The sequence below is a fragment of the Nonomuraea sp. 3N208 genome (assembly GCF_052245935.1).
Classification (GTDB): Bacteria; Actinomycetota; Actinomycetes; order Streptosporangiales; family Streptosporangiaceae; genus Nonomuraea.
The window spans coordinates 265946-280480 of the sequence record NZ_JBQQBR010000005.1; the positions used below are offsets into that span (position 1 = coordinate 265946).

The window sequence follows — 14535 nt, forward strand, 5'->3', positions numbered from 1 at the left end:
GAATCGCAAACTAGAACAGATTCTAATATCTGTCCAGAGGCCGTCCATGCCGATAACTCTGGATACCTCCCTGTAACGCCGTAGACATGGTCCGACAAGGCTTGTTTGTGACTGGCGAGTAACAAGCCGCGTCTGCAAGAAATCAGATAACGTGTTCTTATGCGCACCTCGCATGGCCCGATCGCCACGCCCTCCTCGAGCGACACCGAGGGGACCACGGAGAGCCAGCCTCCGACCGGCGGGCACAGCATCCGCACGCGCAGCCAGCACCAGCGCCGCAAGCGCATCGTCCAGGCCGCGGCCGCCCTGGCCTCGCGCGGCGGAGTCGAGGCCATGCAGATGCGCACGGTGGCCGAGCGCGCGGGCGTTGCCCTTGGCACGCTCTATCGGTACTTCCCCTCGAAGATGGACCTGGTCGTGGCGGTGGTCGGCGAGGAGATCGACCTCCTGGAGAGCAGCATTGAGCGCCGGCCGCCGGGCGCCTCGACCCCGTCGAGCCGCGCGGTGGACGTACTGATGCGGGCGACCCGCGGCCTGATGCGCGAGCCCGAGCTGGCCGACGCACTGATCCGCTCCCTGATCATGGCGGAGGTGCAGACGCCGTTCGGCGACCGCATGACCGGGTTGCTGCTGCGGGTCTCGGCCGAAGGGCTGACGCTCGAGCAGGCGAGCGAGGAGCAGCGCGATCTGGCGGGGTCGCTGGCCAGCGTGTGGGTCCAGGAACTGCTGGAGATGCTGCGTGGCCGCCGCACGTATGACCAGATCCAGCGCCGCATCGAAACCGCCGCCGCCCGGCTGCTGGCCGACATCTGACCATCAGGAGTTGGCCCCAGAGTCCGTCACCGCGGGGGGTTGCAGCTGATCAGCGGATGGCGCCCAGATTCACGATCACCTGCTCGCCGTCCCGGCCGTACCAGAACAGCCCGCGCGCCCGGTAGTCCAGCGTCGCCGTGGGCATCCCCTTCTTGGTCGGCCGCAGCCCAAGATCGGCGCCCCGGCCCGTGGTCAGGTCGTACAGCACCTGGCCACGCAGCCCGCCTCCCTTGCCGCGCTGGAGCAGGGCGAGGAAACGGTCAAACGCCGGTGGGAAGATGTCTGGCATGCCGGGCAGGGCCCGGGTGCCGCCCTCGCGGCCCACCAGGGTGCCGCCCTTCACGCACCAGCTGATCCCGCAGGAGGCGAACGGCTCGACGGGGGCCTTGCTGCGCTTGCCCGTCTCGATGTTGAGCAGGTCGCCGAAGATCACCTGCTTGTCGATCCGCTGCTTGTAGTCGTGGCGCGGGGTGGCGGCCCAGGGCCAGCCGATCAGCGTGTACCCGGATGTGCCGGGCAGCAGCCGGGGCGTGCCGCCCGACAGCGGCATCTCGAAGACGCCGCCCTTGCCCCACAGCGTCCACACCGCCTTGTCGCCGACGATCTCCAGATCGATGCCGCCGTAGCCGGGCACGCCCTCGAACGTGGTCAGCCGGCGCTGCGTGCCGCCGGCGCGGGGCGCGGTCCAGATGTCCACGATCCGCTTGCGCTCCTGCTTGCGCAAGGTCCACCAGTACAGCCGATCGCGGTCGGCCAGCACGAAAGACGCGGTGCCGACGGTCTTAGGCGGCGGCGTGACCTGGACGAGCAGCCGCGCCGTCCGTGCCTCGACGTCGTAGGCCCACAGGCCGTCCATCTTGTCGGCGTTGCCGTCCCTCTCCGTACGGACAAGTACGGTGTGGTCGTCGAGAAACACCTCCGGCCTGAACGGCCTGCCGTTCGGCAGCGTCGCGGGCACGACGTGCACGGCGTCGGGCCAGACTTCCTCGATCGGCGGGTACGTCGGGTCCGCCTCCTGGACCGGCGCCTTGGTGGTGGCGACGGCGGGCGGGGGCGTCGCCGCCGGCGTTCCTCTCGCAGCGTCGATCACAAACGGCGCGCCGGCGGTCAACAGGACCACGGCCGCGGCGGCGGCGAACCCCGCCGCGCCATGCCGGCGGCGCCTGCGGTGTCCTTCCTCGATGCGCGCCAGCAGGTCGTCGGCGGGGCGGGGGGCGTGGCGGGCCGCGGCGGCGAGTTCGGCGGCCAGGGACATCTCCAGGTCGTTGGTCACGTGACGTACCCCATGTTCTCCACGATTCCGGGAAGGTCGCCGCGGAGTTTGTCCAGGGCACGGGAGGCCTGGCTGCGTACGGTCCCGCGGGAGACACCGAGGACGTCTGCGATCTCGGCGTCCGTCAACTGCTCGTAGTACCGCAGCACGAGCACGGCACGCTGGCGGCGCGGCAGCTTGGACAGCACCTCCCAGAGGCCGGAGCCCTCGTAAGGGGCGTCCTCAAAGGTGCTGTCGGGTGGCGTGGCCGTGATGTGCTCGCGCCTGCGCACCCGCCAGGAGTTGATGTGCAGGCGCGTCATCGTCGTCCGGACGTAGCCGTCCAGCGCGTTCTTCCGGCGCACCCGCGACCACGAGCCGCGCAGCCGGACCAGGGCCTCCTGTACCAGGTCGGCCGCGTCGTGCGGGTTGCCCGTCAGTACGTAGCCGTAGCGGAGTAATCCGTCCACGCGTTCGGCCACGAACTGCTCGAACAGCGGATCTTCCTGCACGTCTGCATCCTCCTCCATCCCGATCTAGACGGAACGGAGACGGCAAGTGTTGCATCTGGCCTCCAGATGCCTCGACACGGCTTAGAGGTCGCGCCGACAGGTGCTCGTCAGCGGCGGCGTCCGGGGCCTCGCCACGCGCGCCTGAGCAGGCACTACTCAAGCGCGCGGAACGTGCGGCGGTAGGCGTGGGGAGAGACGCCGAGGGCCGCTTGGAGGTGTTGCCTGAGCGAGGCCGCGGTGCCGAAGCCGGCGCGGTCGGCGATGCGGTCCACGGGCAGGTCGCTGCTCTCCAGCAGGTGCCTGGCCAACGTGATGCGCTGCTGCGTCAGCCACTGCCCGGGACTCATCCCGACCTCCTGCCGGAAGCGCCGGGTGAACGTCCGCCGGCTCATGCCCGCGTGCCCGGCCAGATCGTCGAGCCGGAGCGGGGCGCCCAGGCGTTCCATGGCCCAGGCCCTGGTGGGGGCGATGCCGGCGCCGGACGGGTCGGGCACGGGCTGCTCGACGTACTGGGCTTGGCCGCCATCCCGCCACGGCGGCACCACGCACAACCTGGCGACCTGGTTGGCGATCTCGCTGCCGTGGTCTCGGCGTACGAGGTGCAGGCACAGGTCCACGCCTGCCGACGCCCCCGCTGAGGTGAGCACGTCGCCGTCGTCCACGAACAGCACGTCCGCGTCCATCCGCACCTGGGGGAACAGCGTGGCGAACCGCCTGGCGTGGCGCCAGTGCGTGGTGGCCGGGCGGCCGTCGAGCAGGCCGGCGGCGGCCAGCACGTACGTGCCGATGCAGATGGACACCACCCGCGTGCCCGACCGTATCCCGGCCAGCGCCTCGGCCAGCCCGGCCGGCAGTGACTCCCTGTCGGTGATCTCCGCGTACCACTCGGCCGCGGGCACCACCACCGTGTCGGCACCAGCCAGAGCGCTCACATCGTGCTCGACAGCGAGGGAGTAGTCGGCGGCCGTGGCGACGGGCTTTCCGTCGATCGTGCACGTGAGGACCTCGTAGAGCGGTTCGCCGCTGGCTCCCTTAGCCACGCAGAAGATCCGGGACGGCACGCTCAGCTCGAACGGGATCACGCCGTCTACGGCCAGGACGACCACACGATGCATGGCCCGATTTTTACACATCATGACCTTTGGGCCACTCGCGAGCGGACCGGCGGCGGAGCAGGCTGTACGGCATGAAGATGAAGGCGATCAGTCAGGACGCCCTGGGCGGCCCGGAAGTGCTGAAGATGGTCGAGATGGACCGGCCCGAACCAGGTCCGACCGAGATCCTGGTGCGGGTCGAGGCGGCCGGGCTCAACCCGACCGACTGGAAGACCCGCGCGAGCGGCGGGCTGCTGAGCACGCCACCGCCGTTCGTGCTCGGGTGGGACGTCTCGGGCGTGGTCGAGGCGTCGGGGATTGGGCAGGCGCTCTACAAGCCCGGCGACGAGGTGTTCGGCATGCTGCGCTACCCGGACGGTCACGGCGCCTTCGCCGAGTACGTAACCGCGCCCTCCCGGCATTTCGTCCGCAAGCCCACCAACCTCGACCACGTGCAGGCGGCCGCGATCCCCCTGGCCGCGCTGACCGCCTACCAGGCGCTCGTGGACGTGGCCGGGCTGAAGGGCGGCCAGCGGGTGCTCATTCACGCCGCGGCCGGCGGTGTAGGGCATCTGGCGGTGCAGATCGCCAAGGCCCGCGGCGCGTACGTGATCGGCACAGCCAGCGCCGCCAAACACGACTTCCTGCGCGGTCTCGGCGCCGACGAGCTCATCGACTACCGGACCGAGGACTTCTCCGAGATCGTGCGAGACGTGGACGTGGTGCTCGACACGATCTGCGGCGACTACGGGCCGCGTTCGCTGCGCACCATGCGTAGGGGCGGCACGATCGTCTCGCTCGCGCTCTCGTTGTTCGACCGGGGTGTGCACGACGTGGCGGCGGAGCTGGGCCTGCGTTCGGAGACCATGCTGGTGGAGCCCGACCAGGCCGGGATGCGGGCGATCGCGGCGCTGGCCGAGGCCGGGCGGCTGCGGGTGGAGGTGGCGGCCGCCCTGCCGCTGGCGGACGCTGCCAAGGCGCACGAGCTCGGTGAGACCAACCGCACCACCGGCAAGATCGTCCTTACGGTTCCCCACTGAGGACGAGGTTCCGTGGCGTCCCCGTCCCTCGCGCGGGGACGCCACGGAAGACCCTCGGCCTCACGGAGGGCCCACAGGCCCCACGTCACGGCCGCCCCTCGGCCTCACGGGTGGCCCACATCACGGCCGCCCCCGGGAAGCCCCCGCGGCTCCCGGGGGAGGCCGTGCTCCCGGGCCCCACGTCAAGGGTTCACCGGGCCGCCGTGAGGACCACGTCGTCGTGCTCCTCATGCGCCTCCGCCGGGCGCCGGCAATGCCACGTTCACCACCGTGACGTCAAGAACGATCATCAGCATTCCCGTGCACAACACGGCCAGCGGAACCCACGCGAACGATCCGTTTCATGGTGATTCCTTTGCCTTCCGTTACGGGAATCGCCTTAATTGACCGGGCGGAGGGAAAAAAGTAATCGGTCTGTCGGTGGCGAGGTCTATACAGGGAGGTATGAGCGACAAGCCAACCAACGAGGACTTCCTCCGGCTGGCCGATCCGATGCGGCGCGAGTTGCTGGCGCACTGCTACCGCATGATGGGGTCGGTGCACGACGCCGAGGATCTCGTCCAGGAGACCTACCTCCGCGCGTGGCGGGGCTACGACGGCTTCGAGGGGCGTTCCTCGCTGCGTACGTGGCTCTACCGCATCGCCACCACCGCGTGCCTGACCGCGCTGGACAGCCGCAACAGGCGGCCACTGCCGACCGGCCTGGGCGCGCCCAGCACCGAGCCGACGGCGCCCCTGGTGCAGGACAACGAGGTGCCGTGGCTGGAGCCGGTGCCCGACGCGCTTGCGGGCGCGGGCGCCGACGACCCAGCCTCGATCGTGACCTCGCGCGAGAGCATCAGGCTCGCGTTGATCGCCGCGCTGCAGCACCTGCCGCCCCGGCAGCGCGCGGTCCTCATCCTGCGTGACGTGCTCAGGTGGAAGGCGGCCGAGGTGGCCGAGGCCGTGGGGGTCTCCTCGGCGGCCGTCAACAGCATCCTGCAGCGAGCCCGGGCCCAGCTCAACGAGGTGTCACCGAGCCTGGACGACCCGGTGGAGCCGCTGAGCGAGGAGCAGCGGGCCAAGCTGGATCGGTACGTCGCCGCGTTCCAGAACTACGACATCGACAGCCTGGTGGACCTGTTCACCAAGGACGCGATCTGGGAGATGCCGCCGTTCATCGGCTGGTACCAGGGGCCGCAGACGATCGTCGAGCTCACCAAGAATCAGTGCCCCGCCAAGCGCTCCGGCGACCTCAAGCTGGTTCCGGTCGCCGCCAACGGACAGCCGGCCTTCGCCATGTATATGCGCGAGAACGGCGTCTACCGCCAGTTCGCCATCATGGTGCTGACGTTCTCCGGAGAGAGCATCAGCCACGTGGGCATGTTCCACGAGGAGCGGCTGTTCGAGACCTTCGGGCTTCCTTCGACTTTGGAGAGCGAGGCTTCCGCACCAAAGTAGAACGCGTTACAGTCGCGCCAAGGCATCGCTCTGGCAGAGCATTATTCTGGCCAGTGCATCATCCTGGAGGCGACGTATGGGCACACCTGTGATCGTCGAGGCCGTTCGCACTCCCATCGGCAAGCGGGCGGGCTGGCTCGCCGAGCTCAAGCCGCAGCAGGTCCTGGCCACCGCGCTCAACGGGCTCATCCAGCGGTCCGACATCGACCCGGCGGCCGTCGACCAGGTGTTCGCCGGGTGCGTGACCCAGGCGGGCGAGCAGGGCGGGCACGTCGGGCGGCATGCGTGGCTGTATGCCGGGCTGCCATACCAGGCGGGCGTCACCACCGTGGACGCGCAGTGCGGGTCCTCGCAGCAGGCCGTGCACCTGGCGGCGGCGCTGATCGGCGCGGGCGTGATCGAGGTCGGCGTCGGATGCGGCGTCGAGGTGATGAGCCGGGCGCCGCTCGGCAGCAACGTGCTGCCTGCCAAGCCCAAGCCCGACGACTGGAGCATCGACCTGCCCGACCAGTTCACCGCGGCCGAGCGGATCGCTAAGCGGCGCGGGCTGACACGCGAGCGGCTCGACTGGTTCGGAGCGCGCTCGCAGCATCTGGCGGCCAAGGCGTGGGCCGACGGGCGGTTCGAGCGAGAGCTCGTGCCGGTCGGCGACGTCCGCAGGGACCAGGGGCTGCGCGAGACCACCGTGGAAGGGCTGGCCAAGCTCAAGCCGGTGATGGAGGGCGCGCTGCACACCGCCGGCACGTCCTCGCAGATCTCCGACGGCGCCGCCGCTGTGCTGGTGACGAGCGAGCAGGCCGCGCGGCGGCACGGGCTGCGGCCCCGGGCCAGGATCCTGGCGCAGGCGTTGGTCGGGGCCGAGCCCTACTACCACCTGGACGGGCCGGTCGACGCGACCGCCAAGGTGCTGGCGGCGGCCGGCATGACGATCGGCGACATCGACCGGTTCGAGGTGAACGAGGCGTTCGCGTCCGTGGTGCTGTCGTGGGCCAGCGTGCACGAGCCCGACCTCGACCGGGTCAACGTGAACGGCGGCGCGATCGCGCTCGGCCATCCCGTCGGCGCCACGGGCGCCCGGCTGATCACCACGGCCCTGCACGAGCTGGAGCGGTCCGACTCCACCACCGCGCTGGTCACGATGTGCGCAGGCGGGTCCCTGGCCACGGCGACGATCCTGGAACGGATCAACTGATCACGTCATTTCATTCGGTACCGAGCGGGGGCACATGAAGAGCAGACGCAGGCCGTACGCGCAGCAGCGCCCGCAGGACCTCGGCGGCGGGGTGTGGAGCGTGCCGGTGCCGATCCCCGGCAACCCGCTCGGTTACACGCTCGTCTACGCCATCGAGTCGCCCAAGGGACCGGTGCTGGTCGACGCCGGGTGGAATCATCCGGAGGCGTGGGAGGCGCTCAGCGGCGGTCTGGCGGCCCTCGGGATCGACGTGCGCACGGTGAGCGGGGTGGTCGTCACCCATTTCCATCCCGACCACGCAGGCCTCGCCGGGCACGTCAGGGAGGCGTCCGGCGCCTGGATCGCCATGCACGAGAGCGACGCGGCACTGGTCAGGCTCATGCACGAGCTCCCCGCGAGCGAGCACGCGAGCTTCCAGTCCGACATGCTCAGGCGGGCGGGCGCCGACCCGGGCGAGGTCCAGGAGGCGGTGAGCCGGCCGACGCCCCCCGCCCTGCCCGATCGCGAGCTACGCGACGGCGACCTCGTGGAGCTGCCGGGGCGCAAGCTGCGGGCCGTGCACACGCCCGGCCACACCCCTGGGCACATTTGCCTGCATCTGGAGGACGCCGACCGGTTGTTCACCGGCGACCACGTTCTGCCCGACATCACCCCGCACGTCGGCATTTATCCCTATGACCGTGATGATGTCGATCCTTTGGGTGATTTCCTGGACTCCTTGGACCGGGTCGGCGAGCTGGGCCCGCTCGACGCGTTGCCCGCCCACGAGTGGATATTTCAGGATGTGGCCGCACGCGCCGCCGAGATCCGCCACCATCACGAGGAGAAGCTCGCACGGCTGCGCGCCCTCCTGGCCCAGCGGCCGGAGCCGCTGACCATTTGGGAGGTCGCCGCGATGATGACGTGGAACAGGCCGTGGGAGGAGTTGTCCCCCATGCTGCGAGGCATGGCGGCCGGCGAGGCCGCGGCCCACCTGCGCGCCCTGGAGGCTAGGGGCGGAGTACGCAGGAGCTCGCGGAGCTGGGGAATCTCGGGGGTCGATCCAGTCCGCTTCCAGGCTCTAAACTCATAGACATCCGATGTCTAGGGAGAAGAGTGTGGCGGTCACCGACGCAGCCATCGACAAGATCAAGCAGATGATCGTCTCCGGGGAGCTGGCCCCGGGCGACCGGCTGCCGAAGGAGGCCGACCTGGCCGAACGGCTCGGCCTCTCACGCAACTCGCTCCGCGAGGCCGTGCGCGCGCTGTCCCTGATCAACGTGCTGGACGTGCGCCAGGGCGACGGCACGTACGTCACCAGCCTGGAGCCGCGGCTGCTCCTCGACACCATGTCGTTCGTGCTCGACCTGCACCGCGACGACACGGTTCTGCAGTTCTTCGAGGTCCGCCGCATCCTGGAGCCGGCCGCGACGGCGATGGCGACCAAGCTGATGAGCGACGACGAGATCGACGAGCTGCGGGTGATCCTGGAGTCGCTGCCCGCCGAGCCCACCATCGAGGAGCTCGTGGCCAATGACCTGCTCTTCCACCAGCGGATCGCGCAGGGGTCGGGCAACAGCGTGCTTTGCTCGTTCATCGAGAGCCTGTCAGGTCCGACCACTCGGGCCAGGATCTGGCGGGGGCTCACCCAGGAGGGCGCGATGGACAAGACGCGTGAGCAGCACACCGCGATCTACGAGGCCATCGCCGCCCGCCAGGCCGACGTCGCCCGCTCCTGGGCGACCGTCCACGTGGCAGGCGTGGAGTCGTGGCTGCGGACGGCGCTGGAGCTGGACTGATCACCAGGGGTAGGCGCCGCCCCGCTCGCTGAGGAACACCCCGCTGGGGGCGTCCGGCATGGTGGCCTGCCGGGCGATGTGCGCGCCGCCCTCGTCCGCCGTGAGCACCCCGAGGTGGCCGTTGAGGTCGGTAGCGCAGAAGCCGGGCGAAACCGCGTTCACGGTGATCGGGGTGTCGCGGAGCGCGCGGGCGTACATGAGGGTGATGGCGTTCAGCGCGGCCTTCGAGGAGTTGTACGCCAGCAGCGTCCCCAGTTCGTCGGGGTTGGTCAGGTACGCGAACGTGCCCAGGCCGCTGGACACGTTCGCGATGCGGCCGGCCGGGGACTTACGTAGCAGCGGCAGCATGGCATTGGTCACCGCCACGACGCCGAGCACGTTCGTCTCGTAGACCTCGCGCAGGTCCGCGATCGGCAGGGTGGTCAGTTCGTCCGGCATGCCGCGGTTGATGGCGGCGTTGTTGATCAGTAGGTCCAGCCGTCCGTAGTCGGCCTCGATGAGCGCGACGGCGGCCGCGATGGTGGCCGGGTCGGTCACGTCCAGCCGGACGAACCTGGTCCCGAGCTCGGCCGCGGCCTTTGTGCCCCGCTCCTGGTCGCGGGCGCCCACGAGCACGGTCCAGCCGTCCTCCCTGAGCACCCGTGCGGTCGCGAATCCGATGCCCTTGTTGGCACCGGTGATGAGTGCGATCTTCATGCCTTCACCGTGCCTGCCGGCCTGCGGTGTGTGGAGAGACCCGCTCAACCGCGGATCGACGGTCCCTGGTTACCGCTTCCGCGGGCAGGCATGCTGAAAGCATGGACAGGGCCGAGCTCGCCACATTCCTGCGTAGCCGCCGCGAGCGGGTCAAACCTGCCGACGTGGGCCTGGAGCAGGGCAACCGCCGCCGTACGCCCGGGCTGCGTCGTGAGGAGGTGGCGCGGCTGGCGGGGATGTCGGTCGACTACTACGCGCGGCTGGAGCAGGCCCGCGGACCGCGCCCGTCCAGGCAGATCCTCTCCGCCCTGACCCGGGCGCTGCGGCTGTCCGACGACGAGCGCGTCTACCTGCACTACCTGGCCGGCGAGCCGCCTGGTCCGGCGCCCGGGCCGCCGCAGGAGGTGCGGCAGGGCGTGCTGCACCTGCTCAACCGGCTGGACGACACCCCGGTGATGGTGCTGGACGCAAAGCACGACGTGCTCGCCTGGAACCCCATGGCGGCTGCGCTGCTCACGGACTTCTCGGCGCTGCCGCCTGGCGAGCGCAACATCATCCGGGCTCGCCGTCGTACGAGGCGCTACGCCTGCTCAAGGTCATCGGCACGCAGGACCTCCAGCACACACGGGAAGCTTGACCGCGGATCCGGGGTAGTACCCGGGGCGTGCCGGACAAACTTGAGCGATATCGGAGCAAACGCGACCCCACCCGTACCCCTGAGCCCATCCCCGCCGAGGCCCCGCCCAGCGGGGACGGCAACGCGTTCGTCATCCAGGAACACCACGCCCGGTCGCTGCACTGGGACCTGCGCCTGGAACGCGACGGCGTCCTCGTCTCCTGGGCCGTCCCGAAGGGTCTGCCCGCCGACCCGAAGACCAACCATCTCGCCGTGCACACCGAGGACCACCCCATGGAGTACCTCACCTTCCACGGCGAGATCCCCCAGGGCGAGTACGGCGGCGGCACCATGACCGTCTGGGACGCCGGCACCTACGAGACCGAGAAGTGGTCGGACCGCGAGGTCAAGGTCGTCCTGCACGGCAAGCGGGCCTCGGGCCGGTTCGTGTTGTTCCAGACGCGGGGCAAGAACTGGATGATCCACCGCATGGACGGCCCCGCCCGCGACCCGTTCCCGCCGCTCGACCCTATGCTCCCGACGGAGCGGGCCAAACCCCCGAAGGACGCCTCCGCGTACGCGTTCGAATTCGCGTGGGGCGGGCGCCGCCTCCTGGTCCCCATCGAGGGCGGCCGGACCGACGCCGCCCGGGAACATCCCTGGCTGCGGGGGCTGGCGGAGTCGTTCGGCAGTCACACGGCGGTGCTGGACGGCGAGGTCGCCACGCTCGGCGGCGCGGAGATCCTGGTGTTCTACGACCTCCTGTACGACGACGGCCACTCCCTGGTCGGGGAGCCCTATACGGCCCGGAGGTCGGCCCTGGAGGCACTCGAGTTGTCGGGCGCCCACTGGCAGACCGCCCCCTCCTGGCCGGGGGAGGCGGGGCCGGTGCGGCAGGCGGCCAGAGGGCAGGGGTTGCCGGGGGTGGTGGCCAAACGCCTGGACTCGCCGTACGAGCCGGGCCCGTCCAGGTCCTGGCTGTTCATTCCGTCGTGACGCGACCAATCCACCATGGCCACGTCGACCAAATCACCATGCACATTGCGACTAAATGACCACATACATGGCGACCATCTCTCCACGACCATGGCGGCCAAGTAACCACGCGAACTGTCGGTCTGCGAGCGTTGCCGGACACGCTTGTGGGCCGGATGGAGACCATTGAGCTCTGGCCCTTCTCCCAAGGCGAGATCGACAGCGCGCCAGACGGCTTCATCGATGCGATCTTCACTCAAGGCGCCACTCTTCGGCACACGTCCGAGATCTCTCGCGCGGACTGAGCTATCCGAGATCGAGCGGGTGTCCGATATGCACGCGCGCACCCGCCTCCTCGCTGCGCGGTCCGGTCAGTTGCTCGCACGTCAGACTCTCGGCCGCGAACTCGCACTTCCCACGAGCACCACGCATAGATACCTCAACCTTCTCGAAGAGGTCTACCTGATCAAGCGCGTACCCGCTTGGTCGCGTAATCTCAGCAACCGCGCTGTCAGCACGGCCAAGGTGGCCTTTGCGGACTCAGGGATCGCGGCGAACCTGCTCAGCGTGGACGCAGGGATCGTCCTCCACACCGGTACGCAGACGCTTCCCTTTGGCGATCGGATGCGGGCCAGGCCCGTGAGCACACTATGGGAGGTCGGGTAAGCGATACTCGTCCGGTGCTCATTGCCGTAATTTCCCCTGTCGAGGATTCCCTCGGGGCCGAGTTGCTCGCGCTGCAGAGAGCCGCGTACGCCATCGAGGCGGAGCTCATCGGCGATGATCGGATCCCGCCGCTACACGAGAGCCTGGAGGAGCTGCGGGCGCGGCCGCTGCAGTGGCTCGGGGCCGTGGATGAGGACGGGCGTCTGGCCGGGGCTGTGGCGTGGGAGGAGACCGGTGACGAGGTGGACGTCAACCGGTTGATCGTGCATCCGGGCGCGTTGCGGCGCGGGATCGGGCGGGCGCTGGTCAAGGAGGTCCTGGTACGGGCGGGGGCGCGGCGGGTCGTCGTGGCCACCGGGCGGGACAACGCGCCTGCGCGACGGTTGTACGAAGGGCTCGGGTTCGTGTTGGCCGGGGAGGTCGAGGTGATCCCCGGCCTGTGGATCGCCAACTACGCCCGACCGGCCTGAACCGGCGCACCCGCCACCCGCTGGCCGAGGGCGCGTCGCCGCCCTCGGCCCGAGCCGCCAACTCAGGGACCTGCGCTCTCCTACCTCCCCTGGGACAGCAGTCCTTCGGACTCCAGTTCCTCCCACAACGCCTCCGGAACCGGTCGGGACCACAGGGCGGCGTTCGTGGTGACCTCTTCCGGGGCGCGGGCACCCAGGACGACGGTGGCGATCGCGGGATGGCGAAGGGGGAAGGCTATGGCGGCCTGGGGCAGTGAGACGCCATGGCGCCGGCAGACCCCGGCGATCCGGGTGGCCCGCTCAACCAGCGGCTCAGGTGCCGGCAGGTAGTTGTACGTGCCCGTCGGCCTGTCCGTGGCCAGGATGCCGCTGTTGAAGACGCCGGCCGCCAGCACCCGGACACCGCGTTCCGCGCACGCGTCCAGAAGCGGCAGGCCCGACTGGTCGAGCAGCGTGTAGCGGCCGGCGAGCATGACCACGTCGATGTCGGTCTCCTGGACGAAGCGCAGCGGAACCTGCCACTGGTTCATGCCGAGCCCGATCGCCTGCAGCACGCCCTCGGCCCGCAGCTCGGCCAGCGCCGGGTACGCCTCGGCGAGCGCCTGCTCCACATGATCGTCCGGGTCGTGGATGAGCGCGATGTGCACGGCCGGCAGGCCCAGCCGTACCAGGGACTCCTCCAGCGACCGGCGTACGCCGTCACGCGAGAAGTCCCACACGCGCTCCAGTGCGGCCGGCACGTCGAAGCCCTCCTGGTCACGGCCGGAGCGGGAAGAGGGGACCAGCAGGCGGCCGACCTTGGTCGACAGGACGTAGCCCGGGCGGCCGGCCAGCGCCGCGCCCAGACGCCGCTCCGACAGGCCCAGCCCGTAGTGCGGCGCGGTGTCGAACAGGCGCACGCCGCTGTCCCACGCCGCGTCGACCGTGGCGCGGGCCTGCTCATCCGTCACCTCCTGGAAGAGGTTGCCGATCGGCGCGCCGCCGAGCCCGTAACGGGGCAGGTCTGTCGTCAATCTTGTGCCTTTCCGCCCGCGATCCGGCTGATCATCAGCGCGATGAGGATGATGCCGCCGTAGATCACCGGCTGCCAGAAGCCGGAGACGCCGATGAGAGTCAGGATGTTCTGCACGAGGCCGATCACGAGCACGCCGGTGAGCGCGCCGAGGATCGTGCCCTTGCCGCCGTCCATGCTGACGCCGCCGATGACGGCCGCGGCGAACACCATGAAGATCCAGCCGACGCCCATGTTGTTGCCGATCGCGCCGAGGCGCCCGGTCTCCAGGATGCCGGCCAGCGCGGCCAGCGTCCCGCCCACGATGAACACGCCGTACAGCACCCGGTCCACCCGGATGCCTGCGGCGCGGGCGGCGTCGGTGTTGCCGCCGACGGCGTAGAGCGCCCGGCCGAGCCGGAGGTAGCCGAGGCCGAAGATGCCGGCCGCGAACAGCAGCCCGGCGATCCAGATGGCCGCGGGAAGCCCGAGCCAGGTGGCGGTGCCAAGGTAGAGGATCGAGTCGGGGAGCTGGAACAACGTCTTGCCCTCGGTCGGCCCCTGCAGCAGGCCGTGCACGATGATCAGCATGGCCAGCGTGACGATGAACGCCGACAGCTGGAACCTGATGATCAGGAAGCCGTTGAACGCGCCGATGGCCGCGCCGATGAGCAGCGCGAGCGGGATCGCCAGCACGCCGGGCAGCCCGATGCCGAAGCCGCCGGCCGTCACCGGGATCACCAGCATCACCGCGATGGCGGGCGCGGTGCCGACCGTCGACTCCAGGGACAGGTCGAACTTGCCGGCGATCAGGATCATCGCCTCGGCCAGCACGAGGAGCGAGATCGCCGCCTGCTGCTGGAGCACGTTCGTCAGATTGCCCGCGGTCAGGAAGGTCGGGTCCAGGATCGCGCCGACGACGAGCAGGATCACGATCACTGGTACGAGCGTCAGGTCACGGAACCTGGCCAGTCGTACCCGGGGAATCGGTGCGGTCAAA

Annotated in this window: 15 protein-coding genes and 1 pseudogene; 10 read left to right on the plus strand and 6 right to left on the minus strand. The window is 69.9% G+C overall.

From position 1 onward, the window contains the following. Positions 1-159 precede the first annotated feature (159 nt). Positions 160-813 (plus strand): TetR family transcriptional regulator, encoded by a 654-nt coding sequence (locus ACTWPT_RS09405; RefSeq protein ID WP_443176879.1) that lies wholly within the window; start codon positions 160-162, stop codon positions 811-813. A gap of 49 nt (positions 814-862) precedes the next feature. Here ACTWPT_RS09405 and ACTWPT_RS09410 read toward each other — a convergent pair whose 3' ends face one another. From ACTWPT_RS09410 to ACTWPT_RS09420, 3 genes are all read right to left on the minus strand, one after another. Further along, the gene (locus tag ACTWPT_RS09410; RefSeq protein WP_443176880.1) at positions 863-2086 is read right to left on the minus strand and encodes a hypothetical protein; all 1224 of its coding nucleotides are present in this window, start codon (positions 2084-2086) and stop codon (positions 863-865) included. Beyond that, positions 2083-2577: a SigE family RNA polymerase sigma factor gene (locus tag ACTWPT_RS09415; RefSeq protein ID WP_443176881.1), complete on the minus strand. Its 495-nt coding sequence runs from the start codon at positions 2575-2577 to the stop codon at positions 2083-2085. Before ACTWPT_RS09415 ends, ACTWPT_RS09410 begins: the two co-directional genes overlap by 4 nt. Positions 2578-2729: 152 nt before the next feature. Further along, positions 2730-3692: a GlxA family transcriptional regulator gene (locus ACTWPT_RS09420; protein WP_443176882.1), complete on the minus strand. Its 963-nt coding sequence runs from the start codon at positions 3690-3692 to the stop codon at positions 2730-2732. Positions 3693-3769: 77 nt separating this feature from the next. On the opposite strand from ACTWPT_RS09420, the gene ACTWPT_RS09425 reads away from it, so the two are divergent. The 5 genes from ACTWPT_RS09425 to ACTWPT_RS09445 all read left to right on the plus strand — a co-directional run bounded on the left by ACTWPT_RS09425 (position 3770) and on the right by ACTWPT_RS09445 (position 9121). Next, positions 3770-4711 (plus strand): NADP-dependent oxidoreductase, encoded by a 942-nt coding sequence (locus ACTWPT_RS09425; RefSeq protein ID WP_443177004.1) that lies wholly within the window; start codon positions 3770-3772, stop codon positions 4709-4711. Between the two features lie 444 nt (positions 4712-5155). Continuing rightward, a complete protein-coding gene (locus ACTWPT_RS09430; protein WP_443176883.1) occupies positions 5156-6151 on the plus strand; it encodes a sigma-70 family RNA polymerase sigma factor in 996 nt (331 codons plus the stop codon). 76 nt (positions 6152-6227) lie between these two features. Then, positions 6228-7343, plus strand: coding sequence for a steroid 3-ketoacyl-CoA thiolase (locus ACTWPT_RS09435; RefSeq protein WP_443176884.1), 1116 nt, complete (start codon positions 6228-6230; stop codon positions 7341-7343). A 34-nt stretch (positions 7344-7377) separates the two neighbouring features. Beyond that, the gene (locus tag ACTWPT_RS09440) at positions 7378-8415 is read left to right on the plus strand and encodes an MBL fold metallo-hydrolase (protein ID WP_443176885.1); all 1038 of its coding nucleotides are present in this window, start codon (positions 7378-7380) and stop codon (positions 8413-8415) included. A gap of 25 nt (positions 8416-8440) precedes the next feature. Beyond that, positions 8441-9121: a FadR/GntR family transcriptional regulator gene (locus ACTWPT_RS09445; protein WP_443176886.1), complete on the plus strand. Its 681-nt coding sequence runs from the start codon at positions 8441-8443 to the stop codon at positions 9119-9121. Here ACTWPT_RS09445 and ACTWPT_RS09450 read toward each other — a convergent pair whose 3' ends face one another. Further along, positions 9122-9817 carry an SDR family oxidoreductase gene (locus ACTWPT_RS09450; RefSeq protein WP_443176887.1) on the minus strand — a complete coding sequence of 232 codons (696 nt, stop codon included), beginning with the start codon at positions 9815-9817 and terminating at the stop codon, positions 9122-9124. Positions 9818-9918: 101 nt separating this feature from the next. Between ACTWPT_RS09450 and ACTWPT_RS09455 the strand changes: the two are divergent. The 4 genes and pseudogenes from ACTWPT_RS09455 to ACTWPT_RS09470 form a co-directional block, all read left to right on the plus strand. Further along, positions 9919-10368: pseudogene (locus ACTWPT_RS09455) on the plus strand (MmyB family transcriptional regulator); the annotation flags it as partial. Between the two features lie 113 nt (positions 10369-10481). Then, entirely contained in the window at positions 10482-11429 is a 948-nt protein-coding gene (locus tag ACTWPT_RS09460) for a DNA polymerase ligase N-terminal domain-containing protein (RefSeq protein ID WP_443176888.1), read from the plus strand. Between the two features lie 312 nt (positions 11430-11741). Further along, on the plus strand, positions 11742-12074 hold the full coding sequence (locus tag ACTWPT_RS09465) for a DUF4143 domain-containing protein (RefSeq protein ID WP_443176889.1): 333 nt from the start codon (positions 11742-11744) through the stop codon (positions 12072-12074). A gap of 14 nt (positions 12075-12088) precedes the next feature. After that, a complete protein-coding gene (locus ACTWPT_RS09470; protein ID WP_443176890.1) occupies positions 12089-12544 on the plus strand; it encodes a GNAT family N-acetyltransferase in 456 nt (151 codons plus the stop codon). An 80-nt stretch (positions 12545-12624) separates the two neighbouring features. Here the strand turns inward: ACTWPT_RS09470 and ACTWPT_RS09475 are convergent, their stop codons facing one another. Further along, positions 12625-13557 (minus strand): aldo/keto reductase, encoded by a 933-nt coding sequence (locus ACTWPT_RS09475; RefSeq protein ID WP_443176891.1) that lies wholly within the window; start codon positions 13555-13557, stop codon positions 12625-12627. Next, entirely contained in the window at positions 13554-14534 is a 981-nt protein-coding gene (locus tag ACTWPT_RS09480) for an ABC transporter permease (protein WP_443176892.1), read from the minus strand. Before ACTWPT_RS09480 ends, ACTWPT_RS09475 begins: the two co-directional genes overlap by 4 nt. Position 14535: the final 1 nt, after the last annotated feature.